We start from the raw sequence: 14761 nt of genomic DNA, 5'->3' as shown, positions 1-14761 counted from the left end.
ATGTAATACTGGCTTGGTTGCCCAGCGCGCTCGGAAACTCTATGTCGCGCCCTGCGTTATATCCAACAAGACTGGCACAGTGCGCCCGCGGTCACCCCCGCAACCAACGCCCGTCTCCAATGATTGCCACTCAGACCACCTAATTATGCTCAAATCTCTTCGCCAAATGTTCGGCTCCAAATCCCAAGCGAGCCCTCGCCTGCCCAGCGTCCCTGTGGGAGAGCGGTATTATGTGATCGGTGATATTCATGGCCGGCTGGACCTTTATGATGCTCTGATTGGTGCGATTGAAGCGGATGATGCAGCGCGCAATGCCGCAAGCGGGCAAGCGGCTGACACGCATATGATCCTGCTGGGTGATCTGGTTGATCGCGGGCCTGAAAGCTCAGGCGTGGTGGCCCGGACGCGCGAATGGCAAAGCGCGCGCAATGTTCGTGTGCTGGCCGGCAATCACGAAGATATGTTCATGGAATCCTTTGAAAAAGTGGACATTTTGCGCCACTTTCTCAAACATGGCGGGCGCGAAACAATCCTTAGCTATGGCATTTCGAGCCAGCAATTCGACGCAATGACACTCGAAGAGCTGTTCGCGGCCCTGCCCCGGCTCGTGACGCAAGAAGAACGCGATTACATCAATTCATTCGAAGAGAAGATCGTCGCAGGTGATTACCTGTTCGTCCATGCGGGGATTGACCCCGCCGTCCCCATTGCCGAACAACAACGTTCAGACATGTTATGGATCAGGGACAGGTTCCTCAATCATCAAGGCGCGCTCGAAAAGGTGGTCATTCACGGCCACACGATATTCGACAAAGTCATGGATTGCGGCAATCGGATCGGCATTGATACGGGCGCTTTCCGATCCGGTGTGCTGACGGCCCTTGTTCTCGACGGGGATGAGCGGCGGCAGATCCAGGCGATTGACGGGGATGGGTCTATCGAGATCGCAAGCAGCGATTCTCTTAAGTAATCGGAGGACCACCTGCTTTGGAAAGGGACATATACCTTTGCGCACTTCCCTTTTCCCCCGTGTTGCGCAATCCACGGCGCTCTTTCGCAAGTGCGGTATAACTAATTTGTAAAGGCTGATCTCAATGAAGATTGCAATGGTGGGTTCTGGCTATGTCGGGCTCGTTTCAGGGGCATGCTTTGCCGATTTTGGTCACGATGTTGTGTGCATCGATAAAGATCAAAGCAAAATTGACCGTCTCCACGACGGTGTGATGCCAATTTATGAGCCGGGCCTTGATAAGCTCGTCGCGGATAATGTGGCCGCTGGCCGTCTGTCATTCACCACCGACCTTGCCGAAGGGATCGCAGGCGCAAGTGCGATCTTTATCGCTGTGGGCACGCCCAGCCGCCGCGGCGATGGCCATGCTGACCTTACGTTTGTCCATCAGGTCGCGCGCGAAGTAGGCGCAAGCCTTTCCAACGATGCGGTTGTTGTCACCAAATCCACCGTTCCAGTCGGCACAGGCGATGAGGTTGAGCGCATCCTGAAAGACAGCGGAACCGCTCACAAAGTTGCCGTGGTCTCCAACCCGGAATTTCTGCGCGAAGGCGCGGCTATCGGCGATTTCAAGCGCCCTGATCGTATTGTCATTGGCGCTGAAGAAGAGTTTGGCCGCGAGGTTATGCGTGAAGTGTACCGCCCGCTCTTCCTCAACGAATCGCCCATTCTGTTTGTGAACCGTCGCACCAGTGAGCTGATCAAATACGCCGCCAATGCCTTCCTTGCGACCAAGATCACGTTCATCAACGAAATGGCTGATCTGTGCGAAAAAGTGGGCGCGAATGTTCAGGATGTCGCGCGCGGCATCGGTATGGACAACCGCATTGGTTCAAAATTCCTGCACGCCGGACCCGGATATGGCGGTTCGTGCTTCCCCAAGGACACCTTGGCGCTGCTTAAAACATCCGAAGATTACGACAGCCCCACCCGCATCGTCGAAGCGGTTGTCAAAGTGAACGATATGCGCAAGCGCGCCATGGGCCGCAAAGTGCTTGATGCGCTGGGCGGTCAGGAAAATGCACGCGGCAAAAAAGCTGCATTGCTGGGCCTGACGTTCAAACCCAACACCGATGACATGCGCGATCTCGCCGGCTATCGCGATTTCGCAGACATTGACCGATGCCGGAGTTGAAGTCGCCGCATACGATCCCGAAGGCATGGAAATCGCCGCTCCTCTGATGCCAGAGGTGAACATGTGTCAGGACCCGTATGAGGCGATCAAGGATGCCGATGTTGTTGCATTGGTCACCGAATGGGATGCGTTCCGAGCGCTCGATCTTACCCGGGTCAAGGAACTCGCCAATGGTCACATCATGGTCGATCTGCGGAATATCTATAACCCCGATGATATGCGCGATGCAGGCTTTGAATATTCCAGCATTGGCCGCAGCTAGAGCTTTTTGACCCGCTGACCTTACACCTGTAACCTTTCAAGGCATCTCTTGCGTATTACTATGCAAGAGGCGTCTTGGGAGGAAACACAATGTCGGCCATTTTCAGCGGGCTCACCACCGCATTTATCTTCGTACTTGGCCTGGGCGCTGCGGCATTGATCGCAGTGTTTTTGATCGACCGTTTCCAAACCGCCGACGCGGTGCGGCGCAATTACCCGGTCATAGGCCGGTTGCGTTATGTCTTTTCAGAGCTTGGCGAATTTTTCCGCCAATATTTCTTTGCCATGGACCGCGAGGAAATGCCGTTTAACCGGGCCCAGCGCGATTGGGTGTACGATGCGGCATCGGACAAATCGACCAATGTAGCGTTTGGATCGACGCGCAATCTGGAGCCAGTGGGCACCCCCATCTTTATCAATTGCCCGTGGCCCACACTCGAAGCCGACGCATCAGAAGCCGAAGCCATGATGATTGGCGAAGGGGCCGCGCGCATTCCTTACAATGCGCCGTCTTTGTTTAACATCTCCGGGATGAGCTACGGCGCGCTTTCGAAACCCGCTGTGCAAGCGCTGTCGCATGGCGCGGCCAAAGCGGGATGCTGGATGAACACTGGCGAAGGCGGGCTATCACCGTTTCACCTCGAAGGGGGTGCAGATATCGTCTTTCAGATCGGCACAGCCAAGTACGGTGTGCGCGATACAGATGGCAATCTATCAGACGAAAAGCTGCGCGAAGTGGCTGCGCACGAGCAGGTGCGCATGTTCGAGCTTAAGCTGTCTCAAGGCGCCAAACCGGGCAAAGGCGGCATTCTGCCAGCGGAGAAGGTGAACAAGGAAATCGCTGAAATTCGCGGGATTGAACCGCATCAGGCCTCCATCTCTCCGAACCGTCATCCCGATATTGGCAATATCGCTGAACTGCTCGATATGATTGCGCATATTCGCGAAGTGACGGGCAAACCTGTGGGTTTCAAAACCGTCATTGGCGCGTATGGCTGGCTGGAAGAGCTGATGGAGGCGATCAATCAGCGCGGGGCCCAAAGCGCGCCGGATTTCATCACAGTCGACAGCGGCGATGGCGGAACGGGGGCTGCTCCTTTGCCGTTGATTGACAATGTCGGGCTGATCCTGCGCGAGGCTTTGCCGATGATGGTCGATATTCGCGATAAGGCGGGCCTGAAAGACCGCATCCGCATTGTTGCGAGCGGCAAGCTGGTGACACCGGGCGAGGTTGCATGGGCCTTGTGCGCAGGCGCAGATTTTGTCATTTCGGCGCGCGGTTTCATGTTTGCGCTCGGCTGTATTCAGGCGATGAAGTGCGACAAGAACACATGCCCGACCGGTATAACCACCCATGATCAAGACCTTCAACGCGGGCTCGATCCTGCCAACAAACAGGTGCGTGTGGCGAACTTCATCAAACAGATGCGCAAGGAAGTCGGCGTTATCGCCCATTCCTGCGGCGTGCCCGAACCGCGGCGGCTTAAACGGTACCATGTCCGCATGGTCTGCGCCGATGGCAGATCACGCCCGCTGGATGAGCTATATCCCGATGCAGCGGAACATGCAGGGGCGAAGGCGCGCAGCGCAGCCTAATTCAAAGCGTATCAGGGGGCCATCATAAGCCGGGTTCTGTCTCCGCACGCGGTATGCCCAAAGGCACCAGCCGCGCGGCGGCAGCCATTCATCTGGGCCGCCCATTGCTGAGCGGCTCAAGCAACCAACCCGGACCTCCTCGGGGCGATGCCCCCTGCCCTGCCAATAAGGCGAGCGCGAGATCCCTATTTGGTCTTGCTCCAGGTGGGGTTTGCCATGCGGACGCTGTTACCAGCCGCCCCGGTGCGCTTTTACCGCACCCTTTCACCCTTGCCTGTACCCTGCAAGCAAGCCGCAAGGCCATCGGCGGTATTCTCTCTGTGGCACTTTCCCTAAGCGCGCCTGTTACCAAGCGAGCCCGGCGGGCGTTACCCGCCACCTTTGCGTCGTGGAGCCCGGACTTTCCTCTCACTTAAACCCGCTCATCGAGAGCCTGTCGAAGGAGCGGCTGCCTCAAGCCCCCTGATACTGGGACCTGATACACAAAGGGCCAGCTATAGGAAAGCTGGCCCTTTGGCATTTCATTATGCGCAGTAGAGAATCACTCCGTTCCGCCGATATTGTCGAGCGTCTCGTCCGGCGACAACAGCAGTTTCCAGATCATCGCGCCCAAAGCAGCGCCGATCAGCGGTGCAACCCAGAACAGCCACAGCTGCGGCACAGCCAGCGCATTGTCCGAGAAGAACGCAACGCCGGTAGAGCGCGCAGGGTTCACCGACGTGTTGGTGACGGGGATCGAGATCAAGTGGATGAGCGTCAGACACAGCCCAATCGCAATAGGCGCAAAACCCGATGGCGCTTTGGGTGATGTCGATCCCAGGATCACAATCAGGAAGAACGCGGTCAGCACAATCTCAATCACCAGCGCCGACATCATCGTGTATCCATGCGGTGAAAACTCACCATATCCGTTGGCCGCAAACCCGCCTGCGGCAAAGTCCGGCACGCCAGAAGCAATCGTGAACAAAGTCGCGCCAGCGGCAAACGCGCCGATCACTTGCGCGATCCAGTAAGGCACCAGCTCGCCAAAGCTGAACCTTCCGCCCAGCGCAAGGCCAAGCGAAACCGCCGGGTTGAAATGCCCGCCCGAAATCCCGCCAACAGCATAGGCCATGGTGAGAACCGTCAAACCAAACGCCAGCGACACGCCTGCATAGGCAATGCCCAAATCCGGAATGCCAGCGGCCAACACCGCTGATCCGCATCCGCCAAACACCAGCCAGAATGTCCCGAAAAACTCAGCTGCGAGCTTCTTTCCCATCATCAATCCCTCCCTCACATGTCTTGTCACTCGAGCCGATTATAGCGCTTTTGACGCATGACGGTGTTTCGATGTGTAAAGGCGGTGTTAAAGGTATCGCTTAGTATCTGAGTAGGAAAGCTCTCGTTTGGATTGCCAATCTTGCGGCCTCTTTAACGAGCCGTTCCGCGATCCCGATCAAGCAGCAATTGCCACAATATCGCGCTGATCTGCTGGTCTATGCGGCCATCAATCAGCTCTGGCCGCCAGCGCCGTTGGAACGCCTCGACCGCTTTGGGCCCGACAGTGATGTCGTATCCATACCGTTCAAGAGCGAGCATGAACGCCCCATCATTGTGAAACGGATCACCTGATGCCAGATTTGTCGGGATAGGCAGGCACAGCCCGTATTCCGCCAGCCGTTCCCAGGGGAACAGCTCACCCGGATCGATCTTGCGCGCAGGCGCGACATCGGAATGGCCCACCACATTGGCGCGCGGGATGTCGTGCTGTTTCACGATCCGGGCAACCAGCGGCACCAGCGCCTCAAACTGCGCATCGGCAAAGGGGCGGTAGCCGCCGCCATGGCCGGGATGATCCAGCTCAATCCCGATACTGGCCGAGTTTACATCCTTGTGCCCGCGCCAATACGACACGCCTGCGTGCCATGCCCGCTTTTCCTCAGGCACCATCTGCGTCACCACGCCCTCTTCGCTGATGAGGTAATGCGCCGATACGCCCGCATCCGGATCGGTAAGCCGCGCCAACGCGCTCTCAACGGGCTTCATCTCTGTATAGTGGATGACCAGCATGCTGATCGGCAGGGCGCGTTCGTTGCAATTGGGCGATGGTACCACTTCATGAACAAGCTCGCAGCGTTCCATCGCGCGTTTACCCAATCATCCCGTCAGGCTGCGGCAGCACCGCACCCAGCACCAATGCGCCATCTGTCAGCTGGTATTGCAGCCCGCCGCCCATCTCTTTGGCCACGAGTGCGACCATATGCGCGGCCGCTGTGCGGCTGGTGATCTCGTCTCCGGCGAGTTCCCCTTGCAAGGCCCTCCCGATCACCTCGTCAAAGGCGAGCTTTTCAGCGGTTGCCCGCGCCACGATCTCGACATTGCCATCGAGCAGCTCGGCACCAATATCGAGCGTTCCGCCGCGCACCAGGCTATCCAGCGCGATCTGCGATAGGTTCAGCATCACTTTCACCGCTGGTTTGGGCAGGCTGGACGAGGCAATCGCCCAGTTCAGCTCCACTTTCTTGGCATCAGAAGCCAGCGCAGCGATCACCTCTTGCGCTTCTTCGACGGGGACAGCATCGCCAAACCCGCCCGCTGCGCCAAAGGCAAGGCGGAAGAAGCGCAGTTTATCCGTGCTGATTTTGGCGGATTGCTCCAGCAATTCCACCACATTGGCGCGCATTGCGGGATCGTTTTCATCTGCAAGCAGCTCCAGCCCATTGGCCAAAGCGCCCACGGGCGAGAGCATGTCATGGCACAGCCGCGAGCACAGCAGGGCCGCAAGATCGGTTTGTGAGTTCATATTGGGGCCGTCATTCCTGAATGCGTGTTACACATGTTACACGGTCCTAGGGATAAAAAACCGCGCTTGCCACAGGTGGTTTGAGCCAAAGCGGTTTTGTCCGCGAAAGATCGAATGGGCCGGGTCATCACGCCGGTCGATTTACCCCTTCAAGACCGAGTAGGAAAGCGGGACAAAGCCATCCGGGTCGTCTCGCCAAACCCGCACATCGCCGCTTGCAATAATCGCCCACACCTTTCCATCACCTGCCGCCACCGCGCGGTCGGTTTTGGACGGCACCGCATCGCCCGAAGGGTGCGAATGGTAATAGCCGACAAGCTTGGCACCGCCAGCGCGCTCTACTTTATGCGCATCGATCAGCGCTTGGGGATCGATTTCAAAATGGGTCTGCGGGGTAGGATGAACATTGCGAGCAGGCGCCGCGCGGGTGATCTGCGCGCCTTCCCCCAATAGCAACCCGCATGCCTCGCGGGGGTAAGCAGCGGCAGCGGCTGTGTGGATGTCAGTGAGCGCCTTCTCGCTCAACCCAATATCCGTTCGTGCTGAGCTTGTCGAAGCACCGTCCTTCACTTAGGCCTCCTCCATGTCATTTTGGACTTACATGCTGCATTGCCGCGCGGGCAAGTATTATACCGGGCATACCGATGATCTGGAACGGCGGATCGAAGAGCATCAATCGGGAAAGGTACAGGGCTTCACCAAAGACAAGCTACCAGTTGAACTTGTCTGGTCCCAGGAATTCCCCACTCGTCACGAAGCTCTTGCCGCTGAATTGCAGATCAAGGGTTGGTCTAGAGCGAAGAAACAAGCGCTTATCAGAGGCGATTGGGACAGAATCTCTGCACTCGCAAAAAGCAAGAACGGCCCTTCGACAAGCTCAGGGCGAACGGTTGAAATGGTAGAGAAAACAGCAAAATCCGTTCGTGCTGAGTCTGTCGAAGCACCGTCCTTTTCTTCCCAAAACACCCTCACCGGCAAGACCTGTGCGCCCGCCCGGCTCGATAAAGCGCTAGCAGACGCAACCGATTTGAGCCGTGCACGTGTCCAGGCACTTATCGCTCAGGGCCGCGTCGTTCTTGATGGTCAGCCAGCAAATTCCCCCAGCGCCAAAATCGCCAGCGGCACCCCTTTTGCCATCACCATTCCCGCCGCGATCCCCGCCGAAGCGCAGCCGCAGGACATTCCGCTCGATATCGCGTTTGAGGATGAGCACCTTATCATCGTCAACAAACCCGCTGGCATGGTTGTTCACCCGGCGGCCGGCAATGCGGATGGTACGCTCGTCAATGCGCTGCTGCACCATTGCAAGGGCTCGCTTTCCGGGATTGGCGGAGTCGCACGGCCTGGCATTGTCCACCGGATCGACAAGGATACGTCGGGGTTGCTGGTCGCGGCCAAAACCGATGCCGCGCATGAAGGGCTTGCCGCGCAGTTTGCCGCGCACACCGTGCATCGCCGTTATCTCGCTGTATGCGCAGGCTTTCCTACACCCAAGACCGGCACTATCGAGGGCAAAATCGGCCGGTCCGATGCCAATCGAAAGAAAATGGCTGTGCTCGACAAGAATTCCTCACGCGGGAAACACGCTGTTACGCATTATACCGTTCTCGACAGGCTGGCTGATGCAAGTTTAATCGAATGCCGGCTGGAAACCGGGCGCACGCATCAGGTGCGCGTTCACTGTGCATCAATCGGCCATGCTTTATTAGGAGACCCATTCTACGGACAGACACCCAAGGCTTTGAAACCGCTGCTGAAACAGCTTGGTTTTGCACGCCAGGCGCTGCATGCGGCGGAAATTGGCTTTAACCATCCTGTGACACGGAAAAATGTCCATTTCCAGGCCAGTCTGCCGCCGGATATTTTGGAACTAATCGACGAACTTACCCGTTGTAATCGATGAAAGCGCACCCAAATGCGCATTTCTCGCGTATATGTAACCGAGTGGCCCAGATTTACGGATGCTCATTAGAGGTCCGCAACAAGCGGCTGACACCAGAAAGGTTAGGAACACTGTGAGTAAAGCAAAAACAAGCGTCCCCGCCCTTAGCGGTGAGCAGAGCCTCAACCGTTATTTGTCGGAAATCAAAAAATACCCCGTCCTCACCGCCGAGCAGGAATATATGCTCGCCAAACGGTATGAGGAACACGAAGACCCTGAGGCTGCTGCCCAGCTGGTCTCCTCGCACCTGCGGCTCGTCGCGAAAATCGCGATGGGTTATCGCGGCTACGGCCTGCCGGTGAGTGATCTCATTTCCGAAGGCAATGTCGGCCTGATGCAGGGCGTCAAGAAATTCGAACCCGAACGCGGTTTCCGCCTCGCGACTTACGCGATGTGGTGGATTAAAGCGTCGATCCAGGAGTATATCTTGCGTTCGTGGAGCCTTGTCAAAATGGGCACCACTGCGGCTCAGAAAAAGCTGTTTTTCAACCTTCGCCGGATGAAGAAACAGCTCGAAGCCTATGAAGACACCGATCTTTCTCCCGAAGATCTGACCAAGATCGCGACCGATCTGGGCGTGCCTGAACAAGAAGTCGTCAATATGAACCGCCGGATGATGATGGGCGGCGATGGCTCGCTCAACACACCCATGCGCGGCGGCGAAGAGGGCGCTGGCGAATGGCAGGATTGGCTGACCGATGATCGCCCGCTTCAGGACGAAACGGTTGCCGATGCCCAAGAAGCCAGCGTGCGCCACGAAATGCTGGTTGAGGCAATGGATGCTCTTAATGAGCGTGAACAGCACATCCTGACAGAGCGCCGATTGACCGAAAAACCGCAGACTTTGGAAGAACTCTCCCAAGTCTACGAAGTCAGCCGCGAACGCATCCGCCAGATCGAAGTGCGCGCGTTTGAAAAGCTGCAAAAGGCAATGCAGCGCATCGCGGGTGAGCGGTTGCTGCCCGGGATGGCGTAAGCGCGATCTTACTACTCACATTGAAAAGGCGGCCCGCGATGGCCGCCTTTTTTATTTGCAGGCCGCCGCACGCGGCCAAGTATTGAGCGTTAGCTGGCTCTACTCAGCCCCCGCCAAATCCAGCACAGCTGCCACCATCGCCCGCGTTCCCAGCGTTACGCTTTCCCTTGGTGCGACCTTAAACAGGGGCGAATGGTGCGATGGCACGGCCGGACCGCCTGCTTCTTCGGCGGCGAAATCTTCGGGCGGAGTGCCGCCGACGGCAAAGTAATAACCCGGCACACCCAGCTCTTCTTCAACGAAATAGGCGAAATCTTCCGCGCCCATGCCCTGTTGTTCGAACGGGATAAACGCATCTTCGCCTAGATCGCGGATCATCACATTGTTGAGCCGCTTGGCCAGCGCCTTGTCGTTATAGGTGACAGGCGTGCCCTCGCTCACCACCACTTCGACAGGCATATCATCGGGCAGGCCATGCGCTTTGCCTATGCCCACCGCGACGCGGCGGATACTGGCGAGCAATTGCGCGCGCACATCTTCATCATTGGACCGGACGGTCAATTGCAGCTTTGCCTGATCAGAAATTATGTTGTGCTTTGACCCCGAATGGAACGAGCCCACAGTGATGACGGCGGGGGATAAGGGCTTCACTTCCCGGCTGACGATCGATTGCAGACCGGTGACGATCTGGCTGGCGATATAAACCGGGTCGCGGCCCCTGTGCGGGCTGGCCCCGTGCGCGCCAATGCCGGGAACGGTGATATCGACGCTGTCAGCGCTCGAATATTGGATGCCTTCGGCTGCTGACACTTTGCCCGTTGGCAGCACGCTGGCAACATGGAAGGCAAGCGCGTAATCTGGTTTGCCAAAGCGTTCGTACAGGCCATCGGCGAGCATCGCTTTGGCCCCGCCCACGCGTTCTTCGGCCGGTTGGACGACGAACATGATCGTGCCTTGCCATTCGTCCTTCATCGCCATCAAACGCCGCGCCGTGCCCACAAGCGAGGTGATGTGCACATCATGCCCGCAGGCATGCATGACGGGATATTCCACACCGTCCTGGCCCACTTGCGTCGCGGTGGAGGCGTATTCGAGGCCCGATTTCTCAACCACCGGCAGCCCGTCCATATCCGCGCGCAGCAGGATCAGGGGGCCTTCGCCATTGCGGATCATACCCACAACGCCGGTGCCGCCCACGCCTTCGGTCACTTCGACGCCTGCACCGCGCAATTCGGCCGCCATGCGCGCCGCCGTTGCGTTTTCAAGGAAGGAGAGTTCGGGGTTCTGGTGAAAATGCACAAACAACGGCGCGAGGTAATTGTCGTAATCCGCCTCAACCGCATCGGCGATTTCCTGCGGGGTTTCGGCCCAGACAGGCGATGCCATTGCCCCGCAGATCAAAGCAATCGATGCGGCGGCGGTTGTGAAAGTTCGCATGGTGTCTCTCCCCATTTGGTATAACGCGCAGATAAAGCATGCCCGCGCGTGGCTCGCAAGTTGGCCCCGCGAGTTGAGCGCGCAAGTCTTTCGGCGCAGGGGCTACACACACACACATATACCGATGATTGCACTGGCCGCGCGCGCGTTATAAACGCTGCTGCGATGATGCGATTGGCCGGAATATGCGCGCGGGTGCTGGTTAAAGTGATCCTTTGGTTCACAGGCCTGTCGCTGCTCGCCGTGATCGCATTCAAATGGCTACCCATCCCTTACACCGCGACCATGGCGATGGACGAAAACGCAGTGACGAAAGACTGGGAAAGCCTTTCCCAAATCGACCCTGATCTCGTCGCCGCTGTCATCGGCGCGGAGGATTCCAAATTTTGCAGCCACTCTGGCTTTGATACAGAAGCCATTGAAAAAGCATATAAAGACAACCAAAAAGGCGGCAAGATAAGAGGCGCGTCCACGATCAGCCAGCAAACCGCCAAAAACGTCTTTTTGTGGCAAGGCGGCGGCTATTTTCGCAAAGGGCTGGAGGCTTGGTTCACGTTCTGGATCGAAAATGTGTGGGGCAAACGCCGCATCATGGAGGTCTATCTCAACGTCGCGGAAACGGGCCTTGGCACATACGGCGCAGAAGCCGGCGCGCAGCGTTACTTTGGCAAATCCGCAAGCCAGCTTTCCGCCAACGAAGCCGCGCGCATGGCCGCTGCTCTTCCCAGCCCAAAAACCCGCGAGGTGACCAGCCCTGCAGGCTGGCTCGCCAGCTATGGCCGCAATCTGGAACGCCGCATTGGCGTGGTGCAGCGCGATGGCTTGGATGATTGCGTCTACGATTGAAGCGCAAATGGTGTCCACACCCATTGACGTTTAGCCATCCTAGAGGCAATTGCATTGCCGATGGCAACGAGCCCTACCCCTTCCACTCCTGAAGCGCGCGAAGCGCTGCGCAGCGCCATGGTGCGTCTGGCCGAAGGGGACAGCGCCGCTTTGGAAGAAATTTATCAGGCAACCCGCGTGAAACTGTTTGGTATCTGCTTTCGTATCTTGAGAGATCGAAAGGAAGCAGAAGACGCTTTGCAGGACGTATATGTCAATCTTTGGCAGCGGGCGGATCGCTATGATCCGGACCGCGCCAGCCCGATATCGTGGCTGGCCACTTTCGCGCGCAACCGCGCGATTGACCGTTTGCGCACGGGCAAAGTGCGCGGCGGTGCAGTGCCCGTAGAAGAGGCCGCCCCGCTGCCTGATGAAACGCCGCTTGCTGATGCGCTGCTGATTGATGCGGAGAAAAACGCGCAGATCCACACCTGCCTCAAAACTCTCGATGAAAAGGCGCAGACCTATATCCGTGAGGCGTTTTTCGAAGGCAGCACCTATGCGCAATTGGCCGAAAAGGCCGATGTGCCGCTGGGCACCATGAAAAGCTGGATCCGCCGCGGATTGATGCGACTGCGCGCTTGTCTGGAGGCAAGCGAATGAGCGGCCAGGACCAACTCGATCCGATGGACAATCGCGACGACAAAACCATTGCCGCAGAATATGCGCTGGGCTTGCTCGAAGGCGAGGAATTGCTCACCGCGCGCGGGCGCCTGGCGCATGATGCGGCCTTTGCTGATCGCAAGGCGTGGTGGGACAATTGGTTTGCGCCGTGGACCGATGAAATGGCCGCGATGGAGCCTGATGCAAGCGTTTGGGAGCAGATCGATGCGCGCGTTCACGCCGCGCTTGATCAACCAGCGCAGCCTGCACAGATTGGGGACGCTGCGGCGAATACGGGCGAAGTTATCGACCTGCGCGCCCGTCTGCATCGCTGGCAATGGACCGCCGGGCTGACATCAGCCGCCGCAGCAATCGCGCTTGCCTTTATGGCGTTTGGGCCGGGCACTTCGCCTGCGCCAATGGACCCGGAAACACCGCAGATCGCCGCAGCGCCTCTGGTGGCCTCCATCCCGATTGGGGAAACGCAATTACGGCTTGGCGTGACGTTCCTGCCGGAAAGCGATGAGATGCTGGTGTCAGCCTCCGGCCTTTCTGCTGATGGCGTGCACGATCACGAATTGTGGCTGGTGCCTGCCGATGGGTCCGATCTGCAATCGCTTGGCGTGGTGGCAGCGGGCGAAGAACGCCGGATTGAACTGCCCGCCAATGTCGCGCGCAATATGGGCGACGGGGTGGAACTGGTTCTGACACGCGAACCTTTGGGCGGAAAGCCTGAGGGTGTGGATGCAGGCCCGGTTGTGGCGCAAGGTTCGCTGTCCCAGGTTTAAGCGCGCAGGTTTAGGATGGCGAAGCCCAGTGGCGCGCCGATACGGCCCTTAAATCCCTGAATTATATTAATTTCCTCATTTAATTGAAACTGCTTTGCATCCGCATTTAAGCGCAGCGCGTAACTCCACACGCAAGACCGGGAGGGCTTGCAGCAACAAAAGGAGATCCCCCTTTATGTCACGTACTGCTAAACTCCCCGCCCGGCTCAAGGCCATTGCGCTTGCCGCTGCTATCGGCACCGCTGCTGTTACAACGCTTGGCACAGCCCCTGTCGCCGCCCATCATCACAAAGCGAAAAAGGCCGAGGCCAATCTGGTCGAGACCGCTGTTAGCACAGGGGTCCACACCACGCTTGTCGCAGCGGTTCAGGCCGCTGGTCTGGCCGAAACGCTTTCAGCCGATGGCGCGCTGACAGTCTTTGCTCCCACTGACACCGCATTTGCCAAATTGCCCGATGGCACGGTGGCCAATTTGGTGAAGCCTGAAAACAAAGAGGCTCTCACAGGCATTCTCACCTATCATGTGGTTGGCGGCAATATCACCAGCAAAATGATCCTTGGCTATATCAACGATAGCAGCGACGGGATTGCCCGCATCAAGACCTTGGCTGGCGGCGTACTCGAAGCGCGCTTGTCAGGCGAAACCATCGTGGTGACAGACGGCGCTGGCCGCACGGCTGCCGTTACGACGGCTGATGTCGACACATCGAACGGCATCATTCACGTTACAGATGGCGTCTTTTTGCCGGGCTAAACCGTAGCTCTTCAAGGCTAGCGCTGCTCCACCCCTCCCTCCCACCCGGGGCGGCGCTAAACAGAACCCCGCTCAGCCATCAACCTCCAGGCTGAGCGGGGTTTTTGTTTGGCGGTCAATCAGTCAAGAATGGCAAGATCAAAATGAAGGACGTCCTCTGGTCTTCCCAGTTTCGAATATAGCGCGGCTGGGATATCGTCTCCCTTATCTGCCTGAACAAATACCGCATGCGCGCCGGCTTCTTTGCCGATTGGACCAAGCGCGCGGATCAACCCTTCGGCGATACCTTGCCGCCGAAACGCTTCAAGCACGGCCAGATCGTAGATATAGATCTCGCAGCTTTCTTGTTCGAACTTTGGAAGAATGTAAGCGCTTAGCGCACCAACCAACTGGCCATCCGACCAAGCAGCGAGCTGGATAAAATCAGGCCGCGCTAACAGGTCGATGAGATAGCTGTCATCAGGCGGACTGCCTTCGTAGGTGCCTGGTTCTTCAAATGACTTTGAATAAACCAAAAGCGCCTGTCGGTGCTCGCCAATATCAGCTTCTGAAAGGCGGCGAATTATCACACCACCATCAGACACAATGCC

14 protein-coding genes, 1 other RNA gene and 2 pseudogenes are annotated in these 14761 nt (G+C 57.7%); 10 read left to right on the top strand and 7 right to left on the bottom strand.

Features of this window, described 5'->3' with window-relative positions; genetic code table 11:
- Positions 1–145: 145 nt before the first annotated feature.
- The 3 genes and pseudogenes from AC0V6L_RS09800 (at position 146) to AC0V6L_RS09790 (ending at position 4001) form a co-directional block, all read left to right on the top strand.
- On the top strand, positions 146–970 hold the full coding sequence (locus AC0V6L_RS09800) for a metallophosphoesterase family protein (RefSeq protein WP_486154075.1): 825 nt from the start codon (positions 146–148) through the stop codon (positions 968–970).
- A 124-nt stretch (positions 971–1094) separates the two neighbouring features.
- Positions 1095–2406, top strand: a pseudogene (locus AC0V6L_RS09795) (UDP-glucose dehydrogenase family protein).
- A gap of 89 nt (positions 2407–2495) precedes the next feature.
- Positions 2496–4001 (top strand): FMN-binding glutamate synthase family protein, encoded by a 1506-nt coding sequence (locus AC0V6L_RS09790; RefSeq protein WP_486154074.1) that lies wholly within the window; start codon positions 2496–2498, stop codon positions 3999–4001.
- 9 nt (positions 4002–4010) lie between these two features.
- Here AC0V6L_RS09790 and rnpB read toward each other — a convergent pair.
- The 5 genes from rnpB to AC0V6L_RS09765 form a co-directional block, all read right to left on the bottom strand.
- Positions 4011–4465: RNase P RNA component class A (gene rnpB / locus AC0V6L_RS09785), an RNA gene on the bottom strand.
- A 77-nt stretch (positions 4466–4542) separates the two neighbouring features.
- Positions 4543–5262: an aquaporin Z gene (aqpZ, locus tag AC0V6L_RS09780; RefSeq protein WP_486155100.1), complete on the bottom strand. Its 720-nt coding sequence runs from the start codon at positions 5260–5262 to the stop codon at positions 4543–4545.
- 152 nt (positions 5263–5414) lie between these two features.
- Positions 5415–6125: an N-acetylmuramoyl-L-alanine amidase gene (locus tag AC0V6L_RS09775; protein ID WP_486154073.1), complete on the bottom strand. Its 711-nt coding sequence runs from the start codon at positions 6123–6125 to the stop codon at positions 5415–5417.
- A gap of 7 nt (positions 6126–6132) precedes the next feature.
- Entirely contained in the window at positions 6133–6786 is a 654-nt protein-coding gene (locus AC0V6L_RS09770; protein ID WP_486154072.1) for a histidine phosphotransferase family protein, read from the bottom strand.
- 141 nt (positions 6787–6927) lie between these two features.
- Positions 6928–7311 carry a M67 family metallopeptidase gene (locus tag AC0V6L_RS09765; RefSeq protein ID WP_486154071.1) on the bottom strand — a complete coding sequence of 128 codons (384 nt, stop codon included), beginning with the start codon at positions 7309–7311 and terminating at the stop codon, positions 6928–6930.
- 58 nt (positions 7312–7369) lie between these two features.
- On the opposite strand from AC0V6L_RS09765, the pseudogene AC0V6L_RS09760 reads away from it, so the two are divergent.
- The 3 genes and pseudogenes from AC0V6L_RS09760 to rpoH all read left to right on the top strand — a co-directional run.
- Positions 7370–7579, top strand: a pseudogene (locus AC0V6L_RS09760) (GIY-YIG nuclease family protein); the annotation flags it as partial.
- 102 nt (positions 7580–7681) lie between these two features.
- The gene (locus tag AC0V6L_RS09755; RefSeq protein WP_486155099.1) at positions 7682–8689 is read left to right on the top strand and encodes an RluA family pseudouridine synthase; all 1008 of its coding nucleotides are present in this window, start codon (positions 7682–7684) and stop codon (positions 8687–8689) included.
- A gap of 112 nt (positions 8690–8801) precedes the next feature.
- Positions 8802–9704 (top strand): RNA polymerase sigma factor RpoH, encoded by a 903-nt coding sequence (rpoH, locus tag AC0V6L_RS09750; protein ID WP_486150288.1) that lies wholly within the window; start codon positions 8802–8804, stop codon positions 9702–9704.
- A gap of 99 nt (positions 9705–9803) precedes the next feature.
- Here the strand turns inward: rpoH and AC0V6L_RS09745 are convergent, their stop codons facing one another.
- Positions 9804–11141 (bottom strand): M20 metallopeptidase family protein, encoded by a 1338-nt coding sequence (locus AC0V6L_RS09745; RefSeq protein ID WP_486154070.1) that lies wholly within the window; start codon positions 11139–11141, stop codon positions 9804–9806.
- Between the two features lie 168 nt (positions 11142–11309).
- On the opposite strand from AC0V6L_RS09745, the gene mtgA reads away from it, so the two are divergent.
- From mtgA to AC0V6L_RS09725, 4 genes are all read left to right on the top strand, one after another.
- The gene (gene mtgA, locus AC0V6L_RS09740) at positions 11310–11987 is read left to right on the top strand and encodes a monofunctional biosynthetic peptidoglycan transglycosylase (RefSeq protein WP_486155098.1); all 678 of its coding nucleotides are present in this window, start codon (positions 11310–11312) and stop codon (positions 11985–11987) included.
- A gap of 60 nt (positions 11988–12047) precedes the next feature.
- On the top strand, positions 12048–12629 hold the full coding sequence (locus AC0V6L_RS09735) for a sigma-70 family RNA polymerase sigma factor (protein WP_486150282.1): 582 nt from the start codon (positions 12048–12050) through the stop codon (positions 12627–12629).
- Complete coding sequence (locus AC0V6L_RS09730) at positions 12626–13417, top strand: anti-sigma factor (protein ID WP_486154069.1); 792 nt, start codon at positions 12626–12628, stop codon at positions 13415–13417. The genes AC0V6L_RS09735 and AC0V6L_RS09730 overlap by 4 nt, the downstream gene beginning before the upstream one ends.
- Before the next feature lie 175 nt (positions 13418–13592).
- On the top strand, positions 13593–14171 hold the full coding sequence (locus AC0V6L_RS09725; RefSeq protein WP_486154068.1) for a fasciclin domain-containing protein: 579 nt from the start codon (positions 13593–13595) through the stop codon (positions 14169–14171).
- A gap of 119 nt (positions 14172–14290) precedes the next feature.
- On the opposite strand, the gene AC0V6L_RS09720 is transcribed toward AC0V6L_RS09725, so the two are convergent.
- A complete protein-coding gene (locus tag AC0V6L_RS09720; protein WP_486154067.1) occupies positions 14291–14755 on the bottom strand; it encodes a GNAT family N-acetyltransferase in 465 nt (154 codons plus the stop codon).
- Positions 14756–14761: the final 6 nt, after the last annotated feature.

The organism is Erythrobacter sp. JB1-15 (genome assembly GCF_057365035.1).
This window is presented reverse-complemented; position numbering and strand designations above follow the sequence as displayed.

Coding starts and splice junctions, on each gene's coding strand:
- AC0V6L_RS09800 (WP_486154075.1), top strand. CDS start 146: ATGCTCAAATCTCTTCGCCAAATGTTCGGCTCCAAATCCCAAGCGAGC.
- AC0V6L_RS09790 (WP_486154074.1), top strand. CDS start 2,496: ATGTCGGCCATTTTCAGCGGGCTCACCACCGCATTTATCTTCGTACTT.
- aqpZ (WP_486155100.1), bottom strand. CDS start 5,262: ATGGGAAAGAAGCTCGCAGCTGAGTTTTTCGGGACATTCTGGCTGGTG.
- AC0V6L_RS09775 (WP_486154073.1), bottom strand. CDS start 6,125: ATGGAACGCTGCGAGCTTGTTCATGAAGTGGTACCATCGCCCAATTGC.
- AC0V6L_RS09770 (WP_486154072.1), bottom strand. CDS start 6,786: ATGAACTCACAAACCGATCTTGCGGCCCTGCTGTGCTCGCGGCTGTGC.
- AC0V6L_RS09755 (WP_486155099.1), top strand. CDS start 7,682: ATGGTAGAGAAAACAGCAAAATCCGTTCGTGCTGAGTCTGTCGAAGCA.
- AC0V6L_RS09745 (WP_486154070.1), bottom strand. CDS start 11,141: ATGCGAACTTTCACAACCGCCGCCGCATCGATTGCTTTGATCTGCGGG.
- mtgA (WP_486155098.1), top strand. CDS start 11,310: ATGCGATTGGCCGGAATATGCGCGCGGGTGCTGGTTAAAGTGATCCTT.
- AC0V6L_RS09735 (WP_486150282.1), top strand. CDS start 12,048: ATGGCAACGAGCCCTACCCCTTCCACTCCTGAAGCGCGCGAAGCGCTG.
- AC0V6L_RS09730 (WP_486154069.1), top strand. CDS start 12,626: ATGAGCGGCCAGGACCAACTCGATCCGATGGACAATCGCGACGACAAA.
- AC0V6L_RS09725 (WP_486154068.1), top strand. CDS start 13,593: ATGTCACGTACTGCTAAACTCCCCGCCCGGCTCAAGGCCATTGCGCTT.